The organism is Streptomyces sp. NPDC058092, from assembly GCF_042884935.1.
GTDB lineage: Bacteria > Actinomycetota > Actinomycetes > Streptomycetales > Streptomycetaceae > Streptomyces.
On the sequence record NZ_JBHVSY010000021.1, the window covers coordinates 26,661 to 47,012 of the forward strand.

The 20,352-nt window shown below is 71.0% G+C and carries 20 protein-coding genes; 12 read left to right on the forward strand and 8 right to left on the reverse strand.

Annotated elements, in window-relative coordinates:
• Window positions 1-8 precede the first annotated feature (8 nt).
• The 7 genes from ACFVV1_RS29030 (at window position 9) to ACFVV1_RS29060 (ending at window position 4,346) form a co-directional block, all read left to right on the forward strand.
• Window positions 9-455, forward strand: a complete 447-nt coding sequence (locus ACFVV1_RS29030; protein ID WP_389995042.1) for a DUF6228 family protein — start codon at window positions 9-11, stop codon at window positions 453-455.
• A 6-nt stretch (window positions 456-461) separates the two neighbouring features.
• The gene (locus tag ACFVV1_RS29035; protein WP_389995045.1) at window positions 462-935 is read left to right on the forward strand and encodes a hypothetical protein; all 474 of its coding nucleotides are present in this window, start codon (window positions 462-464) and stop codon (window positions 933-935) included.
• A 7-nt stretch (window positions 936-942) separates the two neighbouring features.
• Window positions 943-1,227, forward strand: a complete 285-nt coding sequence (locus ACFVV1_RS29040; RefSeq protein ID WP_389995047.1) for a hypothetical protein — start codon at window positions 943-945, stop codon at window positions 1,225-1,227.
• A 648-nt stretch (window positions 1,228-1,875) separates the two neighbouring features.
• The gene (gene panD / locus ACFVV1_RS29045) at window positions 1,876-2,301 is read left to right on the forward strand and encodes an aspartate 1-decarboxylase (protein ID WP_389995049.1); all 426 of its coding nucleotides are present in this window, start codon (window positions 1,876-1,878) and stop codon (window positions 2,299-2,301) included.
• A 30-nt stretch (window positions 2,302-2,331) separates the two neighbouring features.
• A complete protein-coding gene (locus ACFVV1_RS29050; RefSeq protein WP_389995052.1) occupies window positions 2,332-2,691 on the forward strand; it encodes a GNAT family N-acetyltransferase in 360 nt (119 codons plus the stop codon).
• Window positions 2,692-2,767: 76 nt separating this feature from the next.
• On the forward strand, window positions 2,768-3,397 hold the full coding sequence (locus ACFVV1_RS29055) for an aspartate/glutamate racemase family protein (RefSeq protein WP_389995055.1): 630 nt from the start codon (window positions 2,768-2,770) through the stop codon (window positions 3,395-3,397).
• A 532-nt stretch (window positions 3,398-3,929) separates the two neighbouring features.
• Window positions 3,930-4,346 (forward strand): alpha/beta fold hydrolase, encoded by a 417-nt coding sequence (locus ACFVV1_RS29060; protein WP_389995058.1) that lies wholly within the window; start codon window positions 3,930-3,932, stop codon window positions 4,344-4,346.
• Here the strand turns inward: ACFVV1_RS29060 and ACFVV1_RS29065 are convergent.
• Together ACFVV1_RS29065 and ACFVV1_RS29070 are read right to left on the reverse strand one after the other, a co-directional pair.
• On the reverse strand, window positions 4,289-5,086 hold the full coding sequence (locus tag ACFVV1_RS29065; protein ID WP_389995061.1) for a family 1 encapsulin nanocompartment shell protein: 798 nt from the start codon (window positions 5,084-5,086) through the stop codon (window positions 4,289-4,291). The two genes, ACFVV1_RS29060 and ACFVV1_RS29065, sit on opposite strands and share 58 nt — an antisense overlap.
• Window positions 5,086-6,159, reverse strand: coding sequence for a Dyp-type peroxidase (locus ACFVV1_RS29070; RefSeq protein WP_389995064.1), 1,074 nt, complete (start codon window positions 6,157-6,159; stop codon window positions 5,086-5,088). Before ACFVV1_RS29070 ends, ACFVV1_RS29065 begins: the two co-directional genes overlap by 1 nt.
• A gap of 11 nt (window positions 6,160-6,170) precedes the next feature.
• Here ACFVV1_RS29070 and ACFVV1_RS29075 point away from each other — a divergent pair, with 11 nt between their 5' ends.
• On the forward strand, window positions 6,171-6,416 hold the full coding sequence (locus ACFVV1_RS29075) for a hypothetical protein (protein WP_389995067.1): 246 nt from the start codon (window positions 6,171-6,173) through the stop codon (window positions 6,414-6,416).
• 297 nt (window positions 6,417-6,713) lie between these two features.
• Here ACFVV1_RS29075 and gndA read toward each other — a convergent pair whose 3' ends face one another.
• Entirely contained in the window at window positions 6,714-8,156 is a 1,443-nt protein-coding gene (gene gndA, locus ACFVV1_RS29080) for an NADP-dependent phosphogluconate dehydrogenase (RefSeq protein ID WP_389995070.1), read from the reverse strand.
• A 676-nt stretch (window positions 8,157-8,832) separates the two neighbouring features.
• Between gndA and ACFVV1_RS29085 the strand changes: the two genes are divergently transcribed.
• Complete coding sequence (locus tag ACFVV1_RS29085; RefSeq protein ID WP_389995073.1) at window positions 8,833-10,164, forward strand: transglycosylase family protein; 1,332 nt, start codon at window positions 8,833-8,835, stop codon at window positions 10,162-10,164.
• Here the strand turns inward: ACFVV1_RS29085 and ACFVV1_RS29090 are convergent.
• Window positions 10,134-11,405, reverse strand: coding sequence for a DMT family transporter (locus tag ACFVV1_RS29090; RefSeq protein ID WP_389995076.1), 1,272 nt, complete (start codon window positions 11,403-11,405; stop codon window positions 10,134-10,136). The genes ACFVV1_RS29085 and ACFVV1_RS29090 overlap by 31 nt on opposite strands.
• A gap of 243 nt (window positions 11,406-11,648) precedes the next feature.
• On the opposite strand from ACFVV1_RS29090, the gene ACFVV1_RS29095 reads away from it, so the two are divergent.
• A complete protein-coding gene (locus ACFVV1_RS29095; RefSeq protein ID WP_389995079.1) occupies window positions 11,649-12,329 on the forward strand; it encodes a (2Fe-2S)-binding protein in 681 nt (226 codons plus the stop codon).
• Window positions 12,330-12,364: 35 nt separating this feature from the next.
• On the opposite strand, the gene ACFVV1_RS29100 is transcribed toward ACFVV1_RS29095, so the two are convergent.
• The 4 genes from ACFVV1_RS29100 to ACFVV1_RS29115 form a co-directional block, all read right to left on the reverse strand.
• Entirely contained in the window at window positions 12,365-14,011 is a 1,647-nt protein-coding gene (locus ACFVV1_RS29100; RefSeq protein WP_389995082.1) for an APC family permease, read from the reverse strand.
• A gap of 442 nt (window positions 14,012-14,453) precedes the next feature.
• Entirely contained in the window at window positions 14,454-14,909 is a 456-nt protein-coding gene (locus ACFVV1_RS29105; RefSeq protein ID WP_389995084.1) for an ATP-binding protein, read from the reverse strand.
• Between the two features lie 99 nt (window positions 14,910-15,008).
• Window positions 15,009-16,634: an ATP-binding protein gene (locus ACFVV1_RS29110; RefSeq protein ID WP_389995087.1), complete on the reverse strand. Its 1,626-nt coding sequence runs from the start codon at window positions 16,632-16,634 to the stop codon at window positions 15,009-15,011.
• Window positions 16,631-17,803: a PP2C family protein-serine/threonine phosphatase gene (locus tag ACFVV1_RS29115; RefSeq protein WP_389995356.1), complete on the reverse strand. Its 1,173-nt coding sequence runs from the start codon at window positions 17,801-17,803 to the stop codon at window positions 16,631-16,633. The genes ACFVV1_RS29110 and ACFVV1_RS29115 overlap by 4 nt, the downstream gene beginning before the upstream one ends.
• A 362-nt stretch (window positions 17,804-18,165) precedes the next feature.
• Here ACFVV1_RS29115 and ACFVV1_RS29120 point away from each other — a divergent pair, with 362 nt between their 5' ends.
• Both ACFVV1_RS29120 and ACFVV1_RS29125 read left to right on the forward strand, forming a co-directional pair.
• On the forward strand, window positions 18,166-19,650 hold the full coding sequence (locus ACFVV1_RS29120; protein WP_389995090.1) for an SDR family NAD(P)-dependent oxidoreductase: 1,485 nt from the start codon (window positions 18,166-18,168) through the stop codon (window positions 19,648-19,650).
• Window positions 19,651-20,021: 371 nt separating this feature from the next.
• Complete coding sequence (locus tag ACFVV1_RS29125) at window positions 20,022-20,198, forward strand: hypothetical protein (RefSeq protein ID WP_389995092.1); 177 nt, start codon at window positions 20,022-20,024, stop codon at window positions 20,196-20,198.
• Window positions 20,199-20,352: the final 154 nt, after the last annotated feature.

Consider the following 20,352-nt stretch of genomic DNA (forward strand, 5'->3'; position numbering starts at 1 on the left):
TTCGGCTCATGACTTCTCCAACCGGCGACCTCGACGAGCAGACGGACGTGACCATCCACTGCGAGGACAACCCGTCCGTCGGTGTGAAGTTCTGTGATCGGTTCGGCTTCGACCAGGACTCCGTGCACTACGCGATCGAGATCCGGGCTCCGGGTCTGAACGCCCGCGTCGATGAGGTCGTGGCCTGGGTCTGGGACAGCGATCTCGCGCCGTTCCTGGAAGAGCTGGCCGCGGACTACCGAGGGTGGGACGGCGAGCGGAGCTGGCAGACCAACGACCGGGACCTGACCGTTTCGGCCGTGTTCCGATCCGGTGGGCATATCGGTGTGACCTGGACTCTGCGCCCGTGGCCGAAGGCCACGGGCGGCTGGGCTGCCTCCGTGACCACGTGGCTGGAGGCCGGGGAGCAGATGTCGTCCCTCGCCGCCGACGTCCGACACTTCCTCGCGGGGTGAGGGGCCATGCCTTCTGACCTTCGAATCACTTGGACGCCGGCTGAACACGGCTGGGCCGACTGCACGGTTGAAGCGAGTGCTGCGAGGGCCGAGCTCGCCGCCTCGTATATCAGCAGCGCTCCCGAGGATCTGCTGGTCGCTGTGGCCCGGCTTGTCGCCGGCGAGTCGGAAACCCGTGCGCAGTTCGAGGCGGAGCCGACCGCCTTCCGATGGATCTTCTATCGCGAAGGGGACTCCGCCTGGCTCCGCCTGCTTGAGCTGCGGCATGGCAGTGACCACGACAGCGCCGGAGCCGAGCTGTGGTCTGGAGCGCTCAGCGTCGACGGTCTCGTCCGTGCGGTGGTTCGTTGCTTCGACGAGGTCGCGACGGTCTATGGCGAGAGCAACTACCGGAGCAAGTGGGGCGAGCACTTTCCCCGAGACGAGCTCGAGGCCCTGAGGCGTATTTGGCGGGCTCGCCGTCCCACTGACCGCCCATAATCCGATCGTGGACATCTCAGACGGCGGCTCGAGCCTCGCCCCCGACTGGCAGGAGGCCGACAACAACCTGTGCGGCGTGCTGCGTGGGCGTCTCGACACTTCGGCGGTGGCCGAGCGCTTCGTTCGGGCCGGCTGGAAGCCCAGGTCGTCGTCTTGGGACGCGTACGAAGTCGAAACAAGCTGGTGCCGGATCGAACTTGATCCGGTCGACGGGGCGGACACGCTGCTGAACGGTGTCATCGATCCGGACAGGCTCGACGCTTTTCGATGCTGCTCTCGTGGTTCGGACTGAGCTTCGACCTTGAGCTGTATGACGACGTAGGCGGCCTACGCAGGGAGAGCGCCGTCTGAGCGGTCACGCTGCGGCCCTTCTGCTGGTCGGGAGATCCATGACTGCTTGCCTCGGCGGGTCGGAGATCCAAGACGGGCGTCGAAGCCAGGTACTCAGGGCGAGGTCGGTCTCCCTCAGCCGTTGAACGAGGGGCGCCAACCGGCACCGGGCGTCTCCGTGATCGTTGGTGTCGAGCAGGTTCGCCGCGACGTCGAGTGCCGCGCCGCTGGCGAGGCACTCTGTGGGCGGCGCGGTGTAGGGCTTGGAGTTGTCATCCGTTCGACAGGGGGACACAGTCATGCCGGGCCCGGAGGCCAGCGGCCCTCTTGCAGGACCGCGAAGAACATAACGGGGGCGGATGGGGGCGGCCCCGAGGATGCCCCAGAGTGGTTGCGCAGGCCGGCGTCGTCGTCGCGGCGGGACGGCCACAGGTTGTCCGTAAATAACCTCCGATCTGCCTGACGGAGGGTCAGAAAAGTGAGCAAGTGGTGAGCATCAGTCCTCAAATACCTGGGGAGAGCTGACCGGACTTGCGACTCGTTGTAAGGTAGGAAAACAGCACTTGACCTGCAAAAACGCAGGCAGGGAGCCTAGCCTGGGAGCACCTCGATGATGCGTACCATGTTCAAGTCCAAGATCCACCGGGCCACCGTGACCCAGGCCGACCTGCACTACGTCGGTTCCGTCACCGTCGATGCCGAGCTGATGGAAGCGGCTGATCTGCTGCCGGGCGAGCTGGTGCACATCGTCGACATCGACAACGGTGCCCGCCTGGAGACGTACGTCATCGAGGGCGAACGCGGCTCCGGTGTCATCGGCATCAACGGTGCCGCCGCCCACCTCGTCCACCCCGGCGACCTGGTCATCCTGATCAGTTACGCCCAGGTCGACGACGCCGAGGCGCGCGGCCTGACCCCGCGTATCGTGCATGTCGACGCCGACAACCGGATCGTCGCGCTCGGTGCCGACGCCTCCGAGCCCGTACCCGGCACCGCCGCCGAACGGAGCCCGCACGCAGTCCCCGCGGCGCGCTGACCCGGCTCGGCCACCGAGGGAGCACCCGTCATGGCAGAACAGACCGACCGGATCGAACTCGACATCCGCGACGACCGCGCGAGCGGCAACCTCCTCGCGTACGAGAACGGCAAGGCCGCCGGAGTCATCGCGTACTTCGTGATGGACGGCGACCCCGCCGCGTTCGTCGCCGTGCACACCGTCGTCGAGCCCGGCCACGAGGGCAAGGGCATCGCGGGCGCCCTCGTCCAGGAGTTCTACGCCATGGCGGGCCGCGCGGGTGTTTCCGTCGTCCCGCTCTGCCCGTACGCCGCGAAGTGGGCGGAGCGTCACCCCGACGAGGCTCCCGAGGCGCCGGCCGAACTGGTGGAGCGGGCGAAGGCGCAGCTCGCGTCCCACCCCGAGTTGTAGTGATCCACAGCGGCGAGCTGTACTCATCCACTCGGCCGATGACCCGACCCGGGCCGGGGAGTTGTACGTTCGGTCGATGACACTCGCACTGCTGCACACCTCCCCGGTCCACGTCCCGGTCTTCGACGCGCTCCGGGACACGGATCATCCCGGACTCGCCCTGCGCCATCTCGTGTCCGAGGACCTGCTCGCCCGGGCCAGGGACTCGGGCCCGGAAGCAGTGTCGGGCGAGATCCGGGCGCTGCTCGCGGGCGTCGTCGCCGAGGGTGCCTCGGCCGTTCTCTGCACGTGTTCGACGATCGGCGGGGTCGCGGAGTCGGCCGCGGCGACGGCCGGAGTTCCGGTGCTGCGTGTCGACCGCCCCATGGCGGCCGCTGCCGCGGAACGGGAGCGTGTGGTGGTCCTCGCGGCACTGGGCGACACGCTGGCGCCGACCCTCGCGCTTCTCGCCGAAGAGGTAGGGGACCGGCCCGTCGAGGTCCGCACCGTCCTGGTCGAGGGGGCCTGGGCGCGCTTCGAGGCCGGGGACCGCGACGGCTTTCTGGACCTGGTCGCGGCGGCGGCCGATGCGGTGACGGACGCCGATGTGATCGTGCTGGCGCAGGCGTCCATGGCCGATGCGGTCACCCGTACGGTCACCCGGATCCCGGTGCTCGCCAGCCCCCGGACGGGCCTCGCAGCCGCGGCAGCCGCCACCGCGCGCTGACCCGTCGCAGGGACGGTGCACCCGGACAGGTCATCCGGAACCCGTACGCATGGGCTCACCAGGCGCGGGCAGCCGCTCCGGGGGACGGTGGAAGCAGATCCACCCTGAACCGCTCGGAGGCCTCCGATGACCAATCCGTACCCCGACCCCGTGCCACCGGCGCCCACGCCCGGACCGATGCCCGAGCCGCCGTCGCCGCTGCCGGAGCCGCCGCCTCCGCCGCCCGGACCCGTCCCGCCCGGCCCGGCGCCGGATCCGATTCCGCAGCCGCCCGCCCCGAACCCCGAGCCGGTTCCGGAACCTGAGCCGTCACCTCATCCGCCCGGCTGACCGCCCGGTCCGTCTCGCGGGCTCCGGCCCCTCGGACGGCGAGCCTCGGGTGCCGGCCGGGACGGCGTCCACCCGCGCCGTGAGCCCGGTGAGTACGCGGCCTGCCGCTGCGAGGGCCCTGACCGGTGTGGATCCGCGTACAGCCGGGCCGTGAGTCGGTGAACGAGCCGTGTTCGTACGCCGCCGGCCGCGGTCCGCAGCCGTGAGGCCGACCTGGGGTGTGCCGTCCGGAACCACCGTCGGCAGCCCCGCGGCGGCCCGCGCCGCCCTGGCCGCGTGGGACACACCGGTCCTCGTCCTCGCGAGCGGAGTGGACAGCGGCCCGCGTCCCCGTGTCGTCGTCGGCATCGCTGAGTTGTTCGGCAGGGCCGAGCCGGTCGTCCGGCCGAACAACGCGGGGCACTGTCCGTGGCTCGACGGCCCCCGCCGCTTCGCCCGGACCGTCGAGGCGTTCCTGGCCCAGGGGCGTGGCGGGCCGGCGGTCCGACTCCGCCGGAGGGAACTCTCGCGGCGGACGGTCGCACCGGCACGGTCCCCACCTGCGTGGTGCTGCCGGGAGGGTCAGGCGATGATCGGGATCACGGCCTCCGGCGTCAGCATCCGGAAGGTGAACGCCTGATGGAAGTAGAGCCGGATGCTGGTCGCGTCGTGGTCCTGATAGCCGATCGACAGATCCTGGCCCAGGCGCAGTTCGAAGTCGCCGCCCCGGGTGGACAGCAGAACGCCGCCCGTGACGGCGGGCGCCCACAGGATCTGGTCGTCCAGCAGCCGGGCCAGGTGGGTGGCCACCGGGTATCCGTGGTCGGAGGTCTCCGTCGCCTCGGTGAAGGCGTCGGCACCGAGCAGCAGCCGGTACGGGCCGTCGACCCCGGCCAGCCGCAGCTGGGTCAACGCCTGGCTGACGGTGGTCGGATAGTCGCGGGCGTCGGCCGGAAGCGGCAGCGGGGTGTGCGAGGAGCCGTCCCGGAGCCCGGTGATGCCAGCCGACGCGTACCCGTCGATGATCGCCATGTCCTCGGCGAACGCACAGGTGCGGGCCGCGTCCTTGACGGGCTGCCAGTCGCTGTCGTCGGAACCGCGCTCGACGTCGTCCACGGCCGACCGGGTCACCGTGAACGGCACCCGCCAGTCGATGACCGGCACCGAAGTGCGGGCCCGGGCGATCACGTCCGGTGTGGGCGGGTCGATCCCGCGCAGATGACCGTCGCCGATCGCTGCGAGTCCGGGGCCGTCCGGCCCGGTGACGTCGACGACACGGCGGCCCGCCAGATGGCGGCTGAAGGTGCGCCGGGCCTCTTCTTCGATCTGGTCCCAGGCGGCTTCCGTGACGGGGGCGAGTTCGCGGTGGAGGTTGTTCATCACTGGGCGCTTTCTTGCAGGCTGCCGATGTGCAGCGAGCCGTCGTCCCACCGGACCGGGACCGGGGCCCGCGCCACCGCGGGCGCGGACGCCGGCTCCGGCAGGGCCTCGGCCGCGGTCATGGCGGGCGACGGCGGCGGGGCGTCGAAGAAGTCGGCGCGGGGGGTGTAGAAGAGTGTGCCGGTGACCGCCGTGGAGAAGTCGAGGATGCGGTCGTACGTGCCGGGCGGATTGCCGAGGAACATGTTGCGGAGCATCTGCTCGGTCACGCCCGGATCGGCGGCGTAACCGATGAAGTACGTGCCGAACTCGCCCTGCTCGAAGCTGCCGAACGGCATATTGGCCCGCAGGATCTCGCGCGACGTGCCGTCCGGATCGGTGATCGTGTTGAGGGCGACATGCGAGTCCGCGGGTTTGACGTCGTCGGAGAGCTCGATGTCGGCGAACTTCGTCCGGCCGATGACGCGCTCCTGGGCCTCGGTGCTCAGCGCGTTCCAGGACGCGAGGTCGTGCAGATACTTCTGCACGATGACATAGCTGCCGCCCGCGAACTCCGGATCATCCGCGCCGACCAGGGCCGCCGACCGTGCGTCCGCCCCCAAGGGGTTCTCCGTGCCGTCGACGAAGCCGAGCAGGTCCCGGTGGTCGAAGTAGCGGAACCCCTGTGTCTCGTCCACGACCTTCACCGCCCCGCCGAGCCGGTCGAGGAGCTGGGCCGCCCACTCGTAACAGACGTCCATCCGCTCGGCCCGGATGTGGAACAGGAGATCGCCCGGCGTGGCGGGAGCCCGGTGGCGGGCACCGTGCAGTTCCTGGAACGGGTGGAGCCCCGCCGGACGCGGCCCCGCGAACAGCCGGTCCCAGGCGTCGGAGCCGAAGGAGGTCACCGAGACCAGGCCGGCGCCCGGGAACCGGAACCCGATGGAACGGGCGATCGCCGCCAGATCCGGCAGCACCTCGCGGACGACCGGCTCACCACCGGGCTCGATCGTGGCGACCAGGATCAGGGCGGCACTGGTCAACGGCGCGACGACGGGCTGGGCCGCGACCGGTTCCGGCAAGGCGTCGGGCATACGGGGGCTCCATGGGGCGTCAGCGGTACGGAAGTGCAGCGGGCTCGCGGGTGGGGCGACAAGAAGGCCTGCTGCTACTTACGCACACGTACGACGACGCCGCACCCCGGGTCACCCGCCCGGGCGACGGTGGGCCGGTTCCCGTCATCCACCATCTCCTCGGCGCGCTTGCGGACGTCACCCGAGGCGACGACCAGGGCGACCTCCCGGCGACGACCGGGACACCGGCCAGGTGCGAACGGCTCGGACGGGGCTGAGGCGTCCGTCCGCCAGGAGCGTGGCGATGAGCAGGGCAGCCCGGCAGGCCGCGGCAGACCGGCGTCGCCGCCGGGGGCTGCCCCGCCGGATCTCGGGGCCCACGGCCACCGGTGTCAGCCCGGTCTCCTCCCGCGACTCCCGTAGCGGCGCCCGCTCAGGGCTCCCGCCCGGTCGGAGTTCCCCACCGGCGTGAACCGGCGCGTGGAGCCGTCCGCTTCGTGCACTGGTGCATCGGCGGAGGACTGCCGAACGCCGCCCGCGCCGTGGGCCGGGGGCACCCACCGGCGTCCCGTGTGTCAGCCGGTTTCGACCTCGGACCGGTCGCCGCCCCAGAGCGTGTGGAAGGAGCCCTCGCGGTCCGTACGCCGATACGTGTGCGCGCCGAAGAAGTCTCGCTGCCCCTGGGTCAGCGCCGCGGGCAGTCGGTCCGCGCGCAGTCCGTCGTAGTACGAGAGCGCGGCGGCGAAACCCGGCGTCGGCACGCCCTGCCGCACCGCCTCGGCGACTACCGCGCGCCAGTCGTCCTGGGCCGCGCCGATCTCCGTGGCGAACTGCTCGTCCGAGAGCAGGCTCAGCAGGTCGGGGCGGGTGTCGTAGGCCGCCCGGATCCGGTCCAGGAACGCTGCCCGGATGATGCACCCGGCCCGCCAGATCGCCGCCACCGCGCCGAGGCCGATGTTCCAGTCGTACGCCTCGCTGCCCGCCCGGATCTGGTGGAACCCCTGCGTGTACGAGACGATCTTGGACGCGTACAGCGCCTGCTCCACCCGGTCGGCGAAGGCCGCGGCAGCCGATTCGTCGAGCACCGCGGCCGACGGGCCCGCCAGGCCCTTCGCCGCCTCGCGCAGATCCGCGTGGCCGGACAGCGAGCGGGCGAAGACGGCCTCCGCGATACCGGAGACGGGCACCCCGAGATCCAGCGCGATCTGCACCGTCCAGCGGCCCGTGCCCTTCTGCTCCGCCCGGTCCTGCACGATGTCGACGAAGGGCTTTCCGGTGGCCGCGTCGGTGTGGGCGAGCACCTCCGCCGTGATCTCGATCAGATAGGAGTCGAGGCGGCCGGTGTTCCAGGCGCGGAAGGTCTCGGCGATCTTCGCGGGGGAGTAGCCCGCCACCTTGCGCAGCAGGTCGTACGCCTCCGCGATCAGCTGCATGTCCGCGTACTCGATGCCGTTGTGGACCATCTTCACGAAGTGCCCGGCCCCGTCGGGACCGATGTGAGTGGTGCACGGGGCGCCGTCCTTCGCCTTGGCGGCGATCTTCTCCAGCAGCGGCCCCAGCGATTCGTACGACTGTGGCGAGCCGCCCGGCATGATGCTCGGCCCGTTCAGCGCGCCCTCCTCGCCGCCCGAGATGCCGACGCCCACGAAGTGGATGCCGCGCTCGCGCAGCTCCCGCTCGCGGCGGCGGGTGTCCTCGAAGTGCGCGTTGCCGCCGTCGATGATGACGTCGCCCTCTTCCAGGAGCGGCGCGAACTCCTGGATCACGGCATCCGTCGGATTGCCCGCCTTCACCATGATGACCAGCCGGCGCGGGCGTTCCAGCGCCGCGACGAACTCCTCCGGCGTACGTGCGGCCACGAAGGAACCCTCGTCGCCGAACCCCTCGACCAGGGCGTCCGTCTTCGCGGTCGTCCGGTTGTGCACGGCGACCGTGAAGCCGTTGCGGGCGAAGTTGCGGGCGAGATTGCGGCCCATGACCGCGAGCCCTGTGACGCCGATCTGCGCGGTGCCGCTCATCTGTGTGCTCTGCAATCTGTTCGGGGATGCCGGGATCTTCAGTATGGATACGGGGCAGGGCAACGGCTGTTCAGCATGGGCCGTATGGCTCCGTCCGTGCACCGGACGGTACGAGGCGACGCGGATGCGGAACGCCCCCGCTGCGCGGCGGGCAGGACTTCCGAACCCTGCTTCCGCACCCTGCGCACGGCGATTTTGGGTGCGCGCTCACCTGGTTGGCGGCCGCGATCGGGCTGGTGGTCAAGAACCCCGAGACCGCCGGCAACATCCCCATGCCGCTGACGCTCCTCCCCTTCCTCGGCAGCGCCATCGTCCCGCCGGAGTCCATGCCCACCGGGCTGCGCCGGTTCGCCCAATACCAGCCGTTCACACCGATCACCGAGACGCTGCGCGGTCTGCTGATGGGCACCGAGATCGGTAACAGCGAAGTCGTCGCGCTCGCCTGCTGCGTCGGGATGAGCCTGGTCGGCTACCCGTGGGTCCGGTCGGCCATCTGTGGGTCCGGTCGGCCATCTGTGGGTCCGGTCGGTCTTCAACCGCGGCGCCACCCGTTGGGGCCTCTCGTCCGGACCGTCCGATACGGGTGGGCCGGGCTTTGCTCTCTTGTCATCGCCCTTTGTCTGCCCATAAGTTGGGCGCTTGCGACGTGTCCTACTGCCTGTGGGGGAGCCAAGTCATGGCCGCGAACGGACGGCACCGCAGATATCAGCCCAGCCGGCTCAACCGCGCCTCGCTCACGGTCACCGCCGGAGGCGCGGGCATCGCTCTCCCGCTCGTCGCGGCGGCCTCGGCGGGCGCCGCGTCGACGGACGTCTGGGAGAAGGTCGCCGCCTGTGAGTCCACCGGCAACTGGCACATCAACAGCGGCAACGGTTACTTCGGTGGCCTGCAGTTCACCCGCTCGACCTGGGCGGCCTACGGTGGCACGGTGTACGCCCCGCGCGCCGATCTCGCGACCAAGGACCAGCAGATAGCCGTTGCGGAGAAGGTGCTGGAAGGGCAGGGGCCCGGCGCCTGGCCGGGCTGCTCGACACGGGCGGGGCTGGCGAGTGGCGGGGACGCCCCCGACGTCAACACCCAGTCGGCGCGGACCAGTCAGGTGAAGACGCCCGGGAAGGCCGCCGCCGGAAAGCCGGAGACGAAGCGGACGTCCACGCCCGCCACGCCGACCACCGTGCCCGGCAAGCGCGAGTCGTACACCGTTGCCCCTGGCGACTCGCTGTCCGCGATCGCGGCGACCGAGCACGTACGGGGCGGCTGGCAGCACCTGTACGCGGCGAACCGCAAGGTCGTGGGGGACGACCCGGATCTCATCTTCCCCGGGCAGCGCCTGAGCCTCGATGCGGCCCGGGCACCGAGGACGGATGCCAAGGCGGGCTCGACCACGACGAAGAAGCCGACGACGAAACCGAAGGCGACGACCGCACCGCACGAAAAGGCAAAGCCGCAGCACCGGACGGCCGAGCCGAAGCAGCAAGCGGCCACGTCACCCCACCGAACGGCGAAACCCCAGCACCAAACGGCGAAGCCGCACCACCAGAGCGCGAAGCCGAAGCCCCACCCGAAGAAGACCGAGAGCCACAAGCAGGAGCGGGTGGAGAAGCACGCCGGCCTCATCGCGCCGGTCGCGGCGGGTATCGGCACCCCGTACCACCAGACCGGTTCCTGGGCCAGCGGCTACCACACCGGTGTCGATTTTCCCGTTCCGACCGGCACGTCGGTGAAGGCGGTCGACTCCGGCACGGTCGTCTCGGCGGGCTGGGGCGGAGCGTACGGATACCAGATCGTCATCCGGCACAGCGACGGCAAGTACAGCCAGTACGCGCACCTGTCCGCGCTTCACGTGCGCGAGGGCCGGCACGTCTCCGCAGGCCAGCGGATTGCCCGCTCGGGCTCCACCGGGAACGTCACGGGTCCGCACCTGCACTTCGAGATCCGCACCGGCCCCGGCTACGGCTCGGACATCGACCCGCTGGCCTACCTCAGGGCGGGCGGCGTCAGCGTCTGAACGGCCCCCGGCGGTTCGGCGGCGTCATCGGCTGCACCGGACCCCGTGGACGACACGCCGTCCCGCCGTGCGGGGCGAGTGTGCGACGGCCGCCCGGGCCCGAACTCCACCTGCCCGAACTCCACCTGCCCCAGCCGACGCTCCAACGGCATGAGCAGGGGCAGCACAGGGGCCGCAGGGAAGGCCTCCGCGACGGCTTCGTCGGCCGCGGCGGTCCTCGTGGGTGTCGACGCCGGTGTGGCAGTGGCGGGCTCGGGACGAGCGACAATCGTCCGCGTCCCGGCCGGCCGGGGCAGACCGGCCGCCGGATCCGCGGCGCCCGGCTCCCCGTACGGGCCCGCCGCGACCGTCCCGTCCCCCGGAACGACCGGGTGCCCGCTTCCCGCGCTCCGCCCGGCGAGGTGCTCCGCACCCAGCCGCTCCGTCGTGAGCAGGACCAGCCCGCCTGCGGCGACCACCCCGCACGCCAGCGCGAGCATGGTGCCCGCCGTACCGTGCCGGAGCTCCTCGTCGAACAGGGTGATGCCGACGGCCGCGGCTATCACCGGGTTCACCACGGTCACCGTGGCCAGCGGCGCGGTCAGCCCGGCACCCCGGTACGCGACCTGGGACAGCAGCAGCCCGGCGGCCGCGAATGCGGCTATCGCCAGCAGTGCCGGCATTCCGGCCCCCGCGTCGCCGGACGTCCACTGCACCGCCACCGTCTTCGTGAACACCGAGGCGATACCGAAAGCCACACCCGCCGCCCCTGCCACGATCACGCTCCGCACCACCGGCCTGTGCACACCCTTGGAGACCAGGAAGAGCGCCGCGACCCCACTGAGCGTCACCCCGGCGAGCATCAGCTGATCCGGGCCGCTCAGCGCCCGCGACTCGCCGTCCCCGGTGAGCGCGAGCAGGCCCGCCAGACCGACGGTCGCCATGATCGCGCCGCGCCATGCGGTGGCCCGTGCCCGGCGGCGTACGAAGAGCGCCGCCATCGGCAGGGCGAAGACGATGGTCAGCGCACCGAGCGGCTGGACGAGACTGAGCGGACCGTAGGCCAGCGCCACGACATGCAGCACCGCGCCCACCCCGTTCAGCGCCACGGCGGCCCACCAGACACGGTTGCGCAAGGGTGCGAGCGAGCGGCCGTCGCCGGTCGCGGCCACGCGCTCCTGGACGATCGCCCCGGCCGCGTAGGCGACCGCGGAGACCAGTGACAGAAGCACGGACAGCGCAAGGGAACTCATGTACACCACGATGTCCCTCCGGAGCGGCCGCGTCGTCGTCCTTGAGGGGGCGATCCGTCGTACTGCCTTGGTAGTACGGGAGTGGTTCCGGGGTCCTCCTACCGACGGTAGTCCTCCCTCCTGAGGACTCCGAGTCGATCAACGGAGGGGATACGGTGAACGCCGGGTCGCGTGGGTCGCGGCACTCCGGATGCCCGCGATCCGGCGAGGTCACCGGTCGCGGCGGCCGCGCAACCGAGAGGGAGCAGCGCGATGGACGAGCCCGCAGGGCCCTCGGTGGGTGGGTTCTTCGCCCTGCGCACCACCGCACCGCCCGAGGGTGCGCACCGCCCGCTGGCACTGTTGTACGCGGGGGAGTCCGCACCGCTCACGGCCCGCATCGACACGGTCGCCGACCGGCTCCGTACCACCGAGCGCAGAGTCGCCGCCTCCGTCGCACACCTGGGGCTGGCCGCCCGTCTCTGGTCGGTCGCGCTCGGCCCGGCGGCCCTGACAGGACGCTTTCCCGGTCTCTCGCCCGATGCCCTCCATTGGGACCCGCGGCACACCGCCCCGGACGATCTGTGGCTGAGCACCTCCGAAACGCTGCCCGCCACCGCCGACCGGATCCGGGAGGCCGTCCAGTTCGGCCACCTCGTGCCCCTCGCCGAGGCGATCCACCGGGAAGGCCCCCTGTCGAACCGGCTGTTGTGGGGCAATGCGGGGTCGGCGCTGGCAGGAGCCCTGCGCGAGCTGGTCGCCTGGGCACGAAGCCACGGCCGCCCCGACGTGTCCGTACGGGCCCGCGCACTGGTCGCCGAACTGTTCGACCACCCGGACCTGCAGAACACCGGCGCCCCGCACGACGCGGCGTTCCGCCGCCGCAGTTGCTGCCTGTACTACCGCTGCCCGGCCGGTGGTCTGTGCGGTGACTGCGTCTTCGGGAACGTCTGACACCCGGACGCGCCGGAGCCGGGCACGAGGCCGGGTCACCCGCCGGGCACCACCTCGACGGAGCCGATGTACTCCTGGGTCTCCTCGTCCGGCAGCCGGACCGCCTGGGCCCAGAAGTAGATCACCAGGCTGAACGCCGCGATGAGCGCGATGTCCCACCACAGCGGAAGGACATCGGTCGCACCGCAGGACGCCGTGGACGCCGGCCCCGTGCTGCAGAAACCGCCTTGCCAGGAGATCAGACCCATGCCCACGAGGTACACCGGCAGCCACTGTGCGGACCACCAGTCCATGTGCGGCACCCTGGGGTTGAGCTTGAGCAGCGCGGAGCCGCCCAGGAGCAGATAGCCGAGCACGATCGCCGCACCGAGCCGCCACAGGGTGTCCCAGCCCGCCCAGTAGATGATCAGGTTCGAGACGATGAAGGCCACGGGCGCCCAGAACATTCCGCCGGGCAACCGGTACGGACGAGCCCGGTCCGGGTCCTGCTTGCGCAGGCACCCGAAGGCGAGCGGCGCCCCCGCGTACATCAGCACACTCGCGGACGTGACGAAGCCGACCAGCTTCTGCCACGTGGGGAACGGCAGGAACACGATGAGCCCGACCACGAACGCGAAGAGCAGGCCCAACCACGGGACGCCGCGCTTGGTGGTGCGTTCGAAGACCGCCGGGACGTAGCCGTTGCGGGACAGGCCGTAGGAGACCCGAGAGGTGGCGGTGGTGTAGATCAGGCCCGTACCGGACGGTGACACGACCGCGTCGATGTACAGCAGCGTGGCGAGCCAGCCGAGTCCGACGGAGGTGGCGAGCCCGGCGAACGGGCCGGCCTTTCCGCTGAAGGAGAGGTCGGCCCAGCCGTGGGCGAACGCGCTGTGCGGCAGGGCGGCGATGAAGACCACCTGAAGTGCCACGTAGATGAGGACGCCGATGAGGATGGAGCCGATGACCGCGCGCGGGATGTCCCTGGCCGGATTACGGCTCTCGCCCGCCAACTGGTCGGCCTGCTCGAAGCCGAGCAGCGCGAAGATGATGCCGCTGGTGCTGATGGCGGAGAGCACGCCCTTGGCGCCGAAGGGGGCGAAGCCCTGGTAGCCGAAGTTGCTGCCGTGAAAGGTGGTGGCGGCCAGCACGATGATGGTGAAGACGGGGACGGCCACTTTCCACCACGTCGCCACGCTGTTGGCGTGTGCGAGCCATTTGATGCCGAAGTAATTGACGACGACGAAGAACGCCATGAATGCGACGGCCAGCCCGTACCCCGCGGGTGTCAGGTGATTCTTGCCGGTCTGCACCCAAGGGGCGTGGACGCTGAGATAGTTCAGCGACGCCATGACCTCGATCGGCGCCACGGTGACGGCCTGCAGCCACGAGAACCATCCGAAGGACGCACCGGCGGCACTGCCGAAGGCATAGTGCGGGAAACGGGCGGTGCCGCCCGCGACCGGGTACATGGCCCCCAGTTCGGCGTGCACGAACGCCAGCACAATGATGGCGAGCGCCCCGATGCCCCAGGAAATGAGCGCCGCCGTGCCGGCTGCCTGCGCGGCGAACAGCGCGCCGAACAGCCAGCCGGACCCGATGATGGACCCCTCCGAGGTCCAGATGAGACCGATCAGTCCGATTTCCCGCTTGAGGCCCGGATTCGTGGGCGCCGTGGGTGCGACCGGCTTGGACATCTGCATGCTGGATGCACCCCTTGTTCCGGTGGGGGGAGGAGGCGTGAGGTGTCTGTCCGTATCCACGGGACCTCAACTAGATGCCCCGATCTGTGTGAATCGTTCCTGGAGCACGCGGAAGTTGCGCCAGGCGGGTCGCGCATGAGGCCGTCGCCCCAATCGAGGGACCGGATGACCGGAGCGTGCGGGCCGGACGCCGGCGCCAACGGTGACATCGCCGACTCGCACGGCGCGACGTGAAGCGGATCGAGGCGGCCCGGGCCACGCCCCGCACCGACGGACGACTGACCGGCCCGGCCACCCCGTTCATCGGCACGCAGAACGAGGACGACACCCACCCCGGCACCTCCGTGCCGTCCGGCTCGCGCAGTTCTCCCCGGACACCGGCCACACCACCGGGTGGCCGACCGTGGTCGTGGGGCGGGCGGCGTCCCGTCCGCCCCACAGGTCAGGTGCTCAAGCCGAACTCGGCCCGGATGCGCTTGCCCACCGGCACGCGCTCGGCAGTCAGCCGGTCGCACAGCGCCACGACGATCTCCATGCCGTGGCCGCCGGGGCGCGCCGGGTCGGGTGAGTAGAACAGCGGCAGGGCCGTGCTGCTGTCGTACACCGTGACGCTGACGCGCTCCGCGGTGCCCTCCAGTTCCAGCAGATACGGGCCCTGGCTGTAGCGGTCCGCGTTGGTGACCAGTTCGCTCACGGCCAGCATCAGATCGCTGCGGGTGTGCTCGCCGAACACCGCGAGCCACTCGGCGGCCAGCCGGACCAGAAAGCGGTCGGCCAGGTCCCGGGCCTGCGCGATGCAGCCGGGTTCGCCGTCGAACACCTCGGCGCTGTGCAGAACCTCCGTGGGCCGGTCCGGGCAGGGGCGGCCGGCCGGTCGCGAGGTGACCTGTTCGTTCATGTGCTCCAGCCAGGGCGACGCAGGGGTGTTCGATGACAGCTTCTCGACGTTCGCCTACCCGCGACGAACGGTCCCACTCCGGGGAAAGCCCGGCAGATCTCAGCCATGTCCGGGTCCTTCGACGGCGGTGTCCGGGCCGGGCGGCCGCGCGGCGGTGTGCGCGGGTACGGCGGGGGCGACCGGCAGCGTGAAACGGATGCAGGTGCCCTCGGCGGTCTCCGGGTCCAGCCAGATCCGGCCCCCGTGGAACTCCACGATCTTCCGGCACAGGGCCAGACCGATGCCCGTTCCCTCGTACTCCTCCCGGCCGTGCAGACGCTGGAAGATGACGAAGACCTTCTGCGAGAACTCCGGCGCGATGCCGATGCCGTTGTCCGCCACCCGGAAGTGCCAGTCGTCGCCCTCCCGCACACAGCCCACCGTGATCCGGCACGGCACGTCGGGGCGGCGGAACTTCACCGCGTTGCCGATCAGGTTCTGCCAGACCATGGAGAGCGCCGTGGCGTCCCCGGTCAGCGAGGGCAGCGGGACCTCCCGTACGACCGTGGCACCGGACTCCTCGACGACCAGCGCGAGATTGGCCAGCGCGCGGTCCAGGGACCGGTCCAGGTCGACCGGCTTCCACCGGTCGTGCACCCGTCCCATGCGGGAGAAGGTGAGCAGATCGTTGATCAGTACCTGCATCCGCCCGGCGCCGTCGACCGCGTAGTCGATGTACTGCCGCGCCCGGTCGTCGAGCTCCGCGCCGTACCGTTTCTCCAGCAGGCCGCAGAACGAGGCGACCTTGCGCAGCGGCTCCTGCAGATCGTGCGAGGCGACATAGGCGAACTGCTCCAGTTCGGCATTGGACCGGCGCAGCTCCCGCGTCTGTTCCGCCAGCAGCGTCTCGCGTTCCCGGGACTCGGCGAGCTCCTCGACGATGCGGCGGCGCATGTCCTCCACGGCCGCCGCCACCGCCCGCACATCGGACGGCCCGTCGACGTCGATCCGCTTGCGGAACGCCCCCGAGCTGACCGTCTCGGAGGCGGCGGTCAGCCGGCCCAGCGGCCGGCCCACCATCCGGTGCAGCAGCAGACTCAGCGAGCCCACTGCGAGCAGAAAGCCCACGACCAGCGAGATGAGCACCTGGTCACGGGTGGTGCGGGCGTTGCTCAGATCCGTGCGGGCACGGTCCCGCGCAAGGTCGAGATGCGCCTGCTGAGCCGTGTACAGCCGGCGCAGGGTGTCGAATTCGTCCGTGCTCTGCCGGATCGGGGCCGAGGACTCGGACGCCGGGCCGCCCCGGCGGACCGCGGCGACGAGCGGCTCGGCATGCCCGCTGCGCCATTCCCGGGAGGCCGCGGCGATCCGGTCGAGATCGCGGGCGAAGGGCTGTTCGTCCCCGACGAGGGCACGTACGCGGGCCATCCGCAGCTTCTCGTCCCGCATCCCCGCCTCGTACGGCCGCAGGAAGGTCGAGTCACCGGTGAGCGCGAATCCGCGGACCCCGGTCTCCTGTTCCAGCAGCGCGTTCTGCAACTGGAACGACGAGGAGCGGGCGGGCTGGATGCGGTCCACCAGCTCGGTGGTGCGGTCGGATATCCGGGACTGCACCAGGCCCCCGACGGTCAGGCCCGCGCAGACGACCAGCACGAAGACGGCGAGAATCAGATGGACCCAGTTCTGAACGGACAGCCGTGAGGTCAGGCCGCGCCCGGGCTCCGGCGATGCGTCCCGGCCGCTCATCGCGGAGTCTCCCGGCCCCAGCCCAGATGGAGCACGGCCACGTCGTCGGCGAGACCGCCGTACGGGGACGCGGCCTCGGCGGCCTCGTCGACCAGGGTGTCCACGAACGCGCGGGCCGGCAGCGCCCCGTGCCTGCGGGCCAGGGCGAGCAGCCCGTCCTCGCCGAGCCGGGAGCCCGGCCCCGTACGCCCCTCGAAGAGACCGTCCGTGAAGAGGACGATCCGGCCGTCCCCGGGCAGGGACAGCTCCGAGACGCTCCACCGTCCCGTCCCCGGCAGCAGTCCCAGGGCCATCCCCGGCTCGGGCTCGACCCAGCTCACCCGGTCACCGCTGCGCAGCAACAGCCCGGGGTGACCGGCCCGCACCACCTGCACCCGGCGCCGGTCCGGCGAAAAGGACAGTGAGGTGACGGTGGCGAAGACATGCGGGTCGGAGCGTTCGGCGACCAGGATCTCCTCCAGCAGCCGGACCTGTTCGAGCCGGCCGGTCGCGCACAGCACCGCCGTGCGCCAGGCCACCCGCAGACAGACACCCAGCGCCGCTTCCGCGGCCCCGTGCCCCGACACATCGCCGATCACCGCGTGCACCGTGCCGTCGGAGGTCTGCACGACGTCGTAGAAGTCACCACTGAGCAGGGCGTGCGCCCGGCCCGGCGCGTACCGCGCCACCGCTTCGAAGGAGTCGTCGTGCAGCAGGGGCACGGGCAGCAGCCCGCGTTCGAGGCGGGCGTTCTCCCGCGCCATCAGCCGGTTGGCGCGCAGCGCCGCCGCGGCCTGCTCGACCTGCTTGCGCTGGAGGGCGTAACGGACCGAGCGGCCCAGCGCCTCCGGATCGAGCCGCCCCTTGACGAGATAGTCCTGGGCGCCGGTCGCCACGGCCGACAGGCCCGTATCGGCCTCGGCCCTGCCGGTCAGCACCACGATGGCCGCATCGGGCGCCGACTCGACGATCTGGGTCACGGCGTCCAGGCCGTACACATCGGGCAGATGCAGATCGAGCAGTACGCAGCACGGGGTCCGGCAGCCGGCCAGGAACCGGCGCGCCTCCGCGAGCGTCCGGCACCAGGTCAGCGCGGAATCCAGCTCACTGTCCGCGAGCATCTCCTCGACGAGGAGGGCGTCACCGGCGTCGTCCTCGACCAGCAGGATCACGGCGTCGACCTTCCACACCGAACCATTGGCGGATGCGCCGGCGGACTCGTTGCCGGCCGGGGCAGGCCCGTTCTGCACGGGGACGGCGTCCAGGCGCACAGACGCTCTGGCAGGAGAGCTGCCCGCCGGGAGCTCGGCCACTCTCCACCCCCTTGTACGGACGGCACGGCTCAACCCCGGCCGTATCGCAGGGAAGCATATGTGACCTAACCGTGAAGGAGCCGTCGGGGCGGAGCGGCTCCGTGCCACGTGCGTCACGCGAGGGACATCACACGAACGGAGCAGCATCCCGTGCATGGCAGACTTGACCGGGGCGTTCGGCCCGGCAGGAGCAGGTACGGCGGTCGGCGCCACGAGGGACAAGCGACAGAGGAACGGCAATGACGGTGACAGAGGACAGCCCGGAGCTCGCTTCCGGTACTGAGGAGTTCGGTCCCGGTATCGACCCGGAGCGGCTGGCCGTCTGCCTGAGCGTGCTCGACGAACTCGACACCATCGAGATCGACCACCCCGACGCCATCGCCGTGCGGCGCGCCACGGCCGGGATCTACCGGACCGTGAAGCAGCGCCGCCGTCAGGAGCGCCGTGCCGCCAAGACCGCGCACGACAGGGCCGTCACCGAGGCCACCGCGACCGGCTCGGCCGAGCGCATCGACGACGAGACCCAGGGGGTCCTGCCGTCGTCCTCGGCCCGTGCCGAGATCGCGGGCGTCCTCCAGCGCCCCCGCTCCTGCTACATCTGCAAGACCCGGTACGTCGAGGTGGACGCCTTCTACCACCAGCTCTGCCCGCAGTGCGCCAAGGAGAACGGCTCGCGCCGTGACGCCCGGACCGACCTCACCGGCCGACGCGCGCTCCTCACCGGCGGCCGCGCGAAGATCGGCATGTACATCGCGCTGCGGCTGCTGCGCGACGGTGCGCACACCACCATCACCACCCGCTTCCCCAACGACGCGATCCGCCGCTTCAAGGCGATGCCGGACAGCGGCGAGTGGATCCACCGGCTGAAGATCGTCGGCATCGATCTGCGTGACCCCGCGCAGGTCGTCGCGCTCGCCGACTCGGTCGCGGCCGAGGGCCCGCTGGACATCCTGATCAACAACGCGGCGCAGACCGTGCGCCGCTCCGCGAACGCGTACAGCGAACTGGTCAATGCCGAGTCCGCCCCGCTTCCGGCGGGGGAGCTGCCCGCCGCCGAGGTCATCGGCACCTTCGGCAGCGGCACCGTCGACCGCGTCGCGGCTCTCCCGGCCGCCCGCAAGGAAGGCCTGTCCGCGCAGGACGTCACCGAGCTCGCCCTGGTCACCGGATCCGCCTCGCTGGAGCGGATCGCCGCCGGAACGGCGATCGACGCGGGCGGTCTCGTACCCGACCTGCATGACACCAACAGCTGGATCCAGACGGTCGAGGAGGTCGAACCGATCGAGCTGCTGGAAGTCCAGCTCTGCAACTCCACCGCGCCGTTCATCCTGATCAGCCGGCTCCGTCCGGCGATGGCCGCGACCGCCGCCAAGCGCTCCTACGTGGTCAACGTGTCCGCGATGGAGGGGGTGTTCAGCCGCGGCTACAAGGGCGCGGGCCACCCGCACACCAACATGGCCAAGGCCGCGCTGAACATGCTCACCCGCACCAGCGCCCAGGAGATGTTCGAGAAGGACGGCATCCTGATGACCGCCGTCGACACCGGCTGGATCACCGACGAGCGCCCGCACCCCGACAAGATCCGCCTTGCCGAGGAGGGCTTCCACGCCCCGCTCGACCTGGTCGACGGCGCCGCCCGCGTCTACGACCCGATCGTGCGCGGCGAGGAGGGCGAGGACCTGTACGGCTGCTTCCTCAAGGACTACGCGCCCGCCAACTGGTAGCCGACCGGTCGCTCCGTGCGTGCGGGCACCATCGGTCGCGCCGTTGCGTGCGGTGCCGTGGACCCGGCCGGGAATCTCTCCTGGCCGGGTTTTTCCGTACCAGGTGGCCGAAAGTGACCCATAGCACACGTTCCATCGAGCGGGAACGCGCTCATTTGGTTAGTCTGATGCGAACGGGCGTCACCGAGGAGTCCACAAACCCTCCTCGGCCGTCCTGGGACAGGCTTGTCAACCGAGTCGCCGTCCCGCCCCGTATCCGGCGCCACCGCGACCGAACTGTTCCTGCCCCTGCCCTCGCGGGTGGTCGACACCCGGTTGTGAGACGGGGGCGTCGGCGACGCCCGGGGTTACGCGACACAAAGGAGTGCGCGGTGACGACACCAGAACTGGCGAAGCACGAGAAACGACCGGCCGAACGCCACGGAGAGCGGGCCCGCGGTCCCGAGAAGCTCCGGAACATCGAAGTCTGGGCCAGGTCCGCACCGATCCGGCTGGCCGGCTACGAGGACGACCTCGCCGAGCCGCACATCCTGCCCGGTATCGACTGAGCGCTTCTCGCCTTCACAACCGAGCTCCGGCCACCCCTCGACGGGCGGGCCGGAGCTCGGCCGTTCCGGGGCGTCCGCCGGTCGGAACACCGCCTCCGCCACCGCGGCCCCGCCGAATGCCGCGTGCAGCTACGGCGCCGCATCCGGCCGGGTC

Excerpts from the sequence above, each read along its gene's own strand:
- ACFVV1_RS29110 (WP_389995087.1), bottom strand. The coding sequence starts at position 16,634 with ATGAGCGGCCGGGACGCATCGCCGGAGCCCGGGCGCGGCCTGACCTCA.
- ACFVV1_RS29070 (WP_389995064.1), bottom strand. The coding sequence starts at position 6,159 with ATGCCCGACGCCTTGCCGGAACCGGTCGCGGCCCAGCCCGTCGTCGCG.
- ACFVV1_RS29065 (WP_389995061.1), bottom strand. The coding sequence starts at position 5,086 with ATGAACAACCTCCACCGCGAACTCGCCCCCGTCACGGAAGCCGCCTGG.
- ACFVV1_RS29035 (WP_389995045.1), top strand. The coding sequence starts at position 462 with ATGCCTTCTGACCTTCGAATCACTTGGACGCCGGCTGAACACGGCTGG.
- ACFVV1_RS29120 (WP_389995090.1), top strand. The coding sequence starts at position 18,166 with ATGACGGTGACAGAGGACAGCCCGGAGCTCGCTTCCGGTACTGAGGAG.
- ACFVV1_RS29030 (WP_389995042.1), top strand. The coding sequence starts at position 9 with ATGACTTCTCCAACCGGCGACCTCGACGAGCAGACGGACGTGACCATC.
- ACFVV1_RS29075 (WP_389995067.1), top strand. The coding sequence starts at position 6,171 with ATGGGGCGTCAGCGGTACGGAAGTGCAGCGGGCTCGCGGGTGGGGCGA.
- ACFVV1_RS29050 (WP_389995052.1), top strand. The coding sequence starts at position 2,332 with ATGGCAGAACAGACCGACCGGATCGAACTCGACATCCGCGACGACCGC.
- gndA (WP_389995070.1), bottom strand. The coding sequence starts at position 8,156 with ATGAGCGGCACCGCGCAGATCGGCGTCACAGGGCTCGCGGTCATGGGC.
- ACFVV1_RS29105 (WP_389995084.1), bottom strand. The coding sequence starts at position 14,909 with ATGAACGAACAGGTCACCTCGCGACCGGCCGGCCGCCCCTGCCCGGAC.
- ACFVV1_RS29095 (WP_389995079.1), top strand. The coding sequence starts at position 11,649 with ATGGACGAGCCCGCAGGGCCCTCGGTGGGTGGGTTCTTCGCCCTGCGC.
- ACFVV1_RS29055 (WP_389995055.1), top strand. The coding sequence starts at position 2,768 with ATGACACTCGCACTGCTGCACACCTCCCCGGTCCACGTCCCGGTCTTC.
- panD (WP_389995049.1), top strand. The coding sequence starts at position 1,876 with ATGATGCGTACCATGTTCAAGTCCAAGATCCACCGGGCCACCGTGACC.
- ACFVV1_RS29085 (WP_389995073.1), top strand. The coding sequence starts at position 8,833 with ATGGCCGCGAACGGACGGCACCGCAGATATCAGCCCAGCCGGCTCAAC.
- ACFVV1_RS29100 (WP_389995082.1), bottom strand. The coding sequence starts at position 14,011 with ATGCAGATGTCCAAGCCGGTCGCACCCACGGCGCCCACGAATCCGGGC.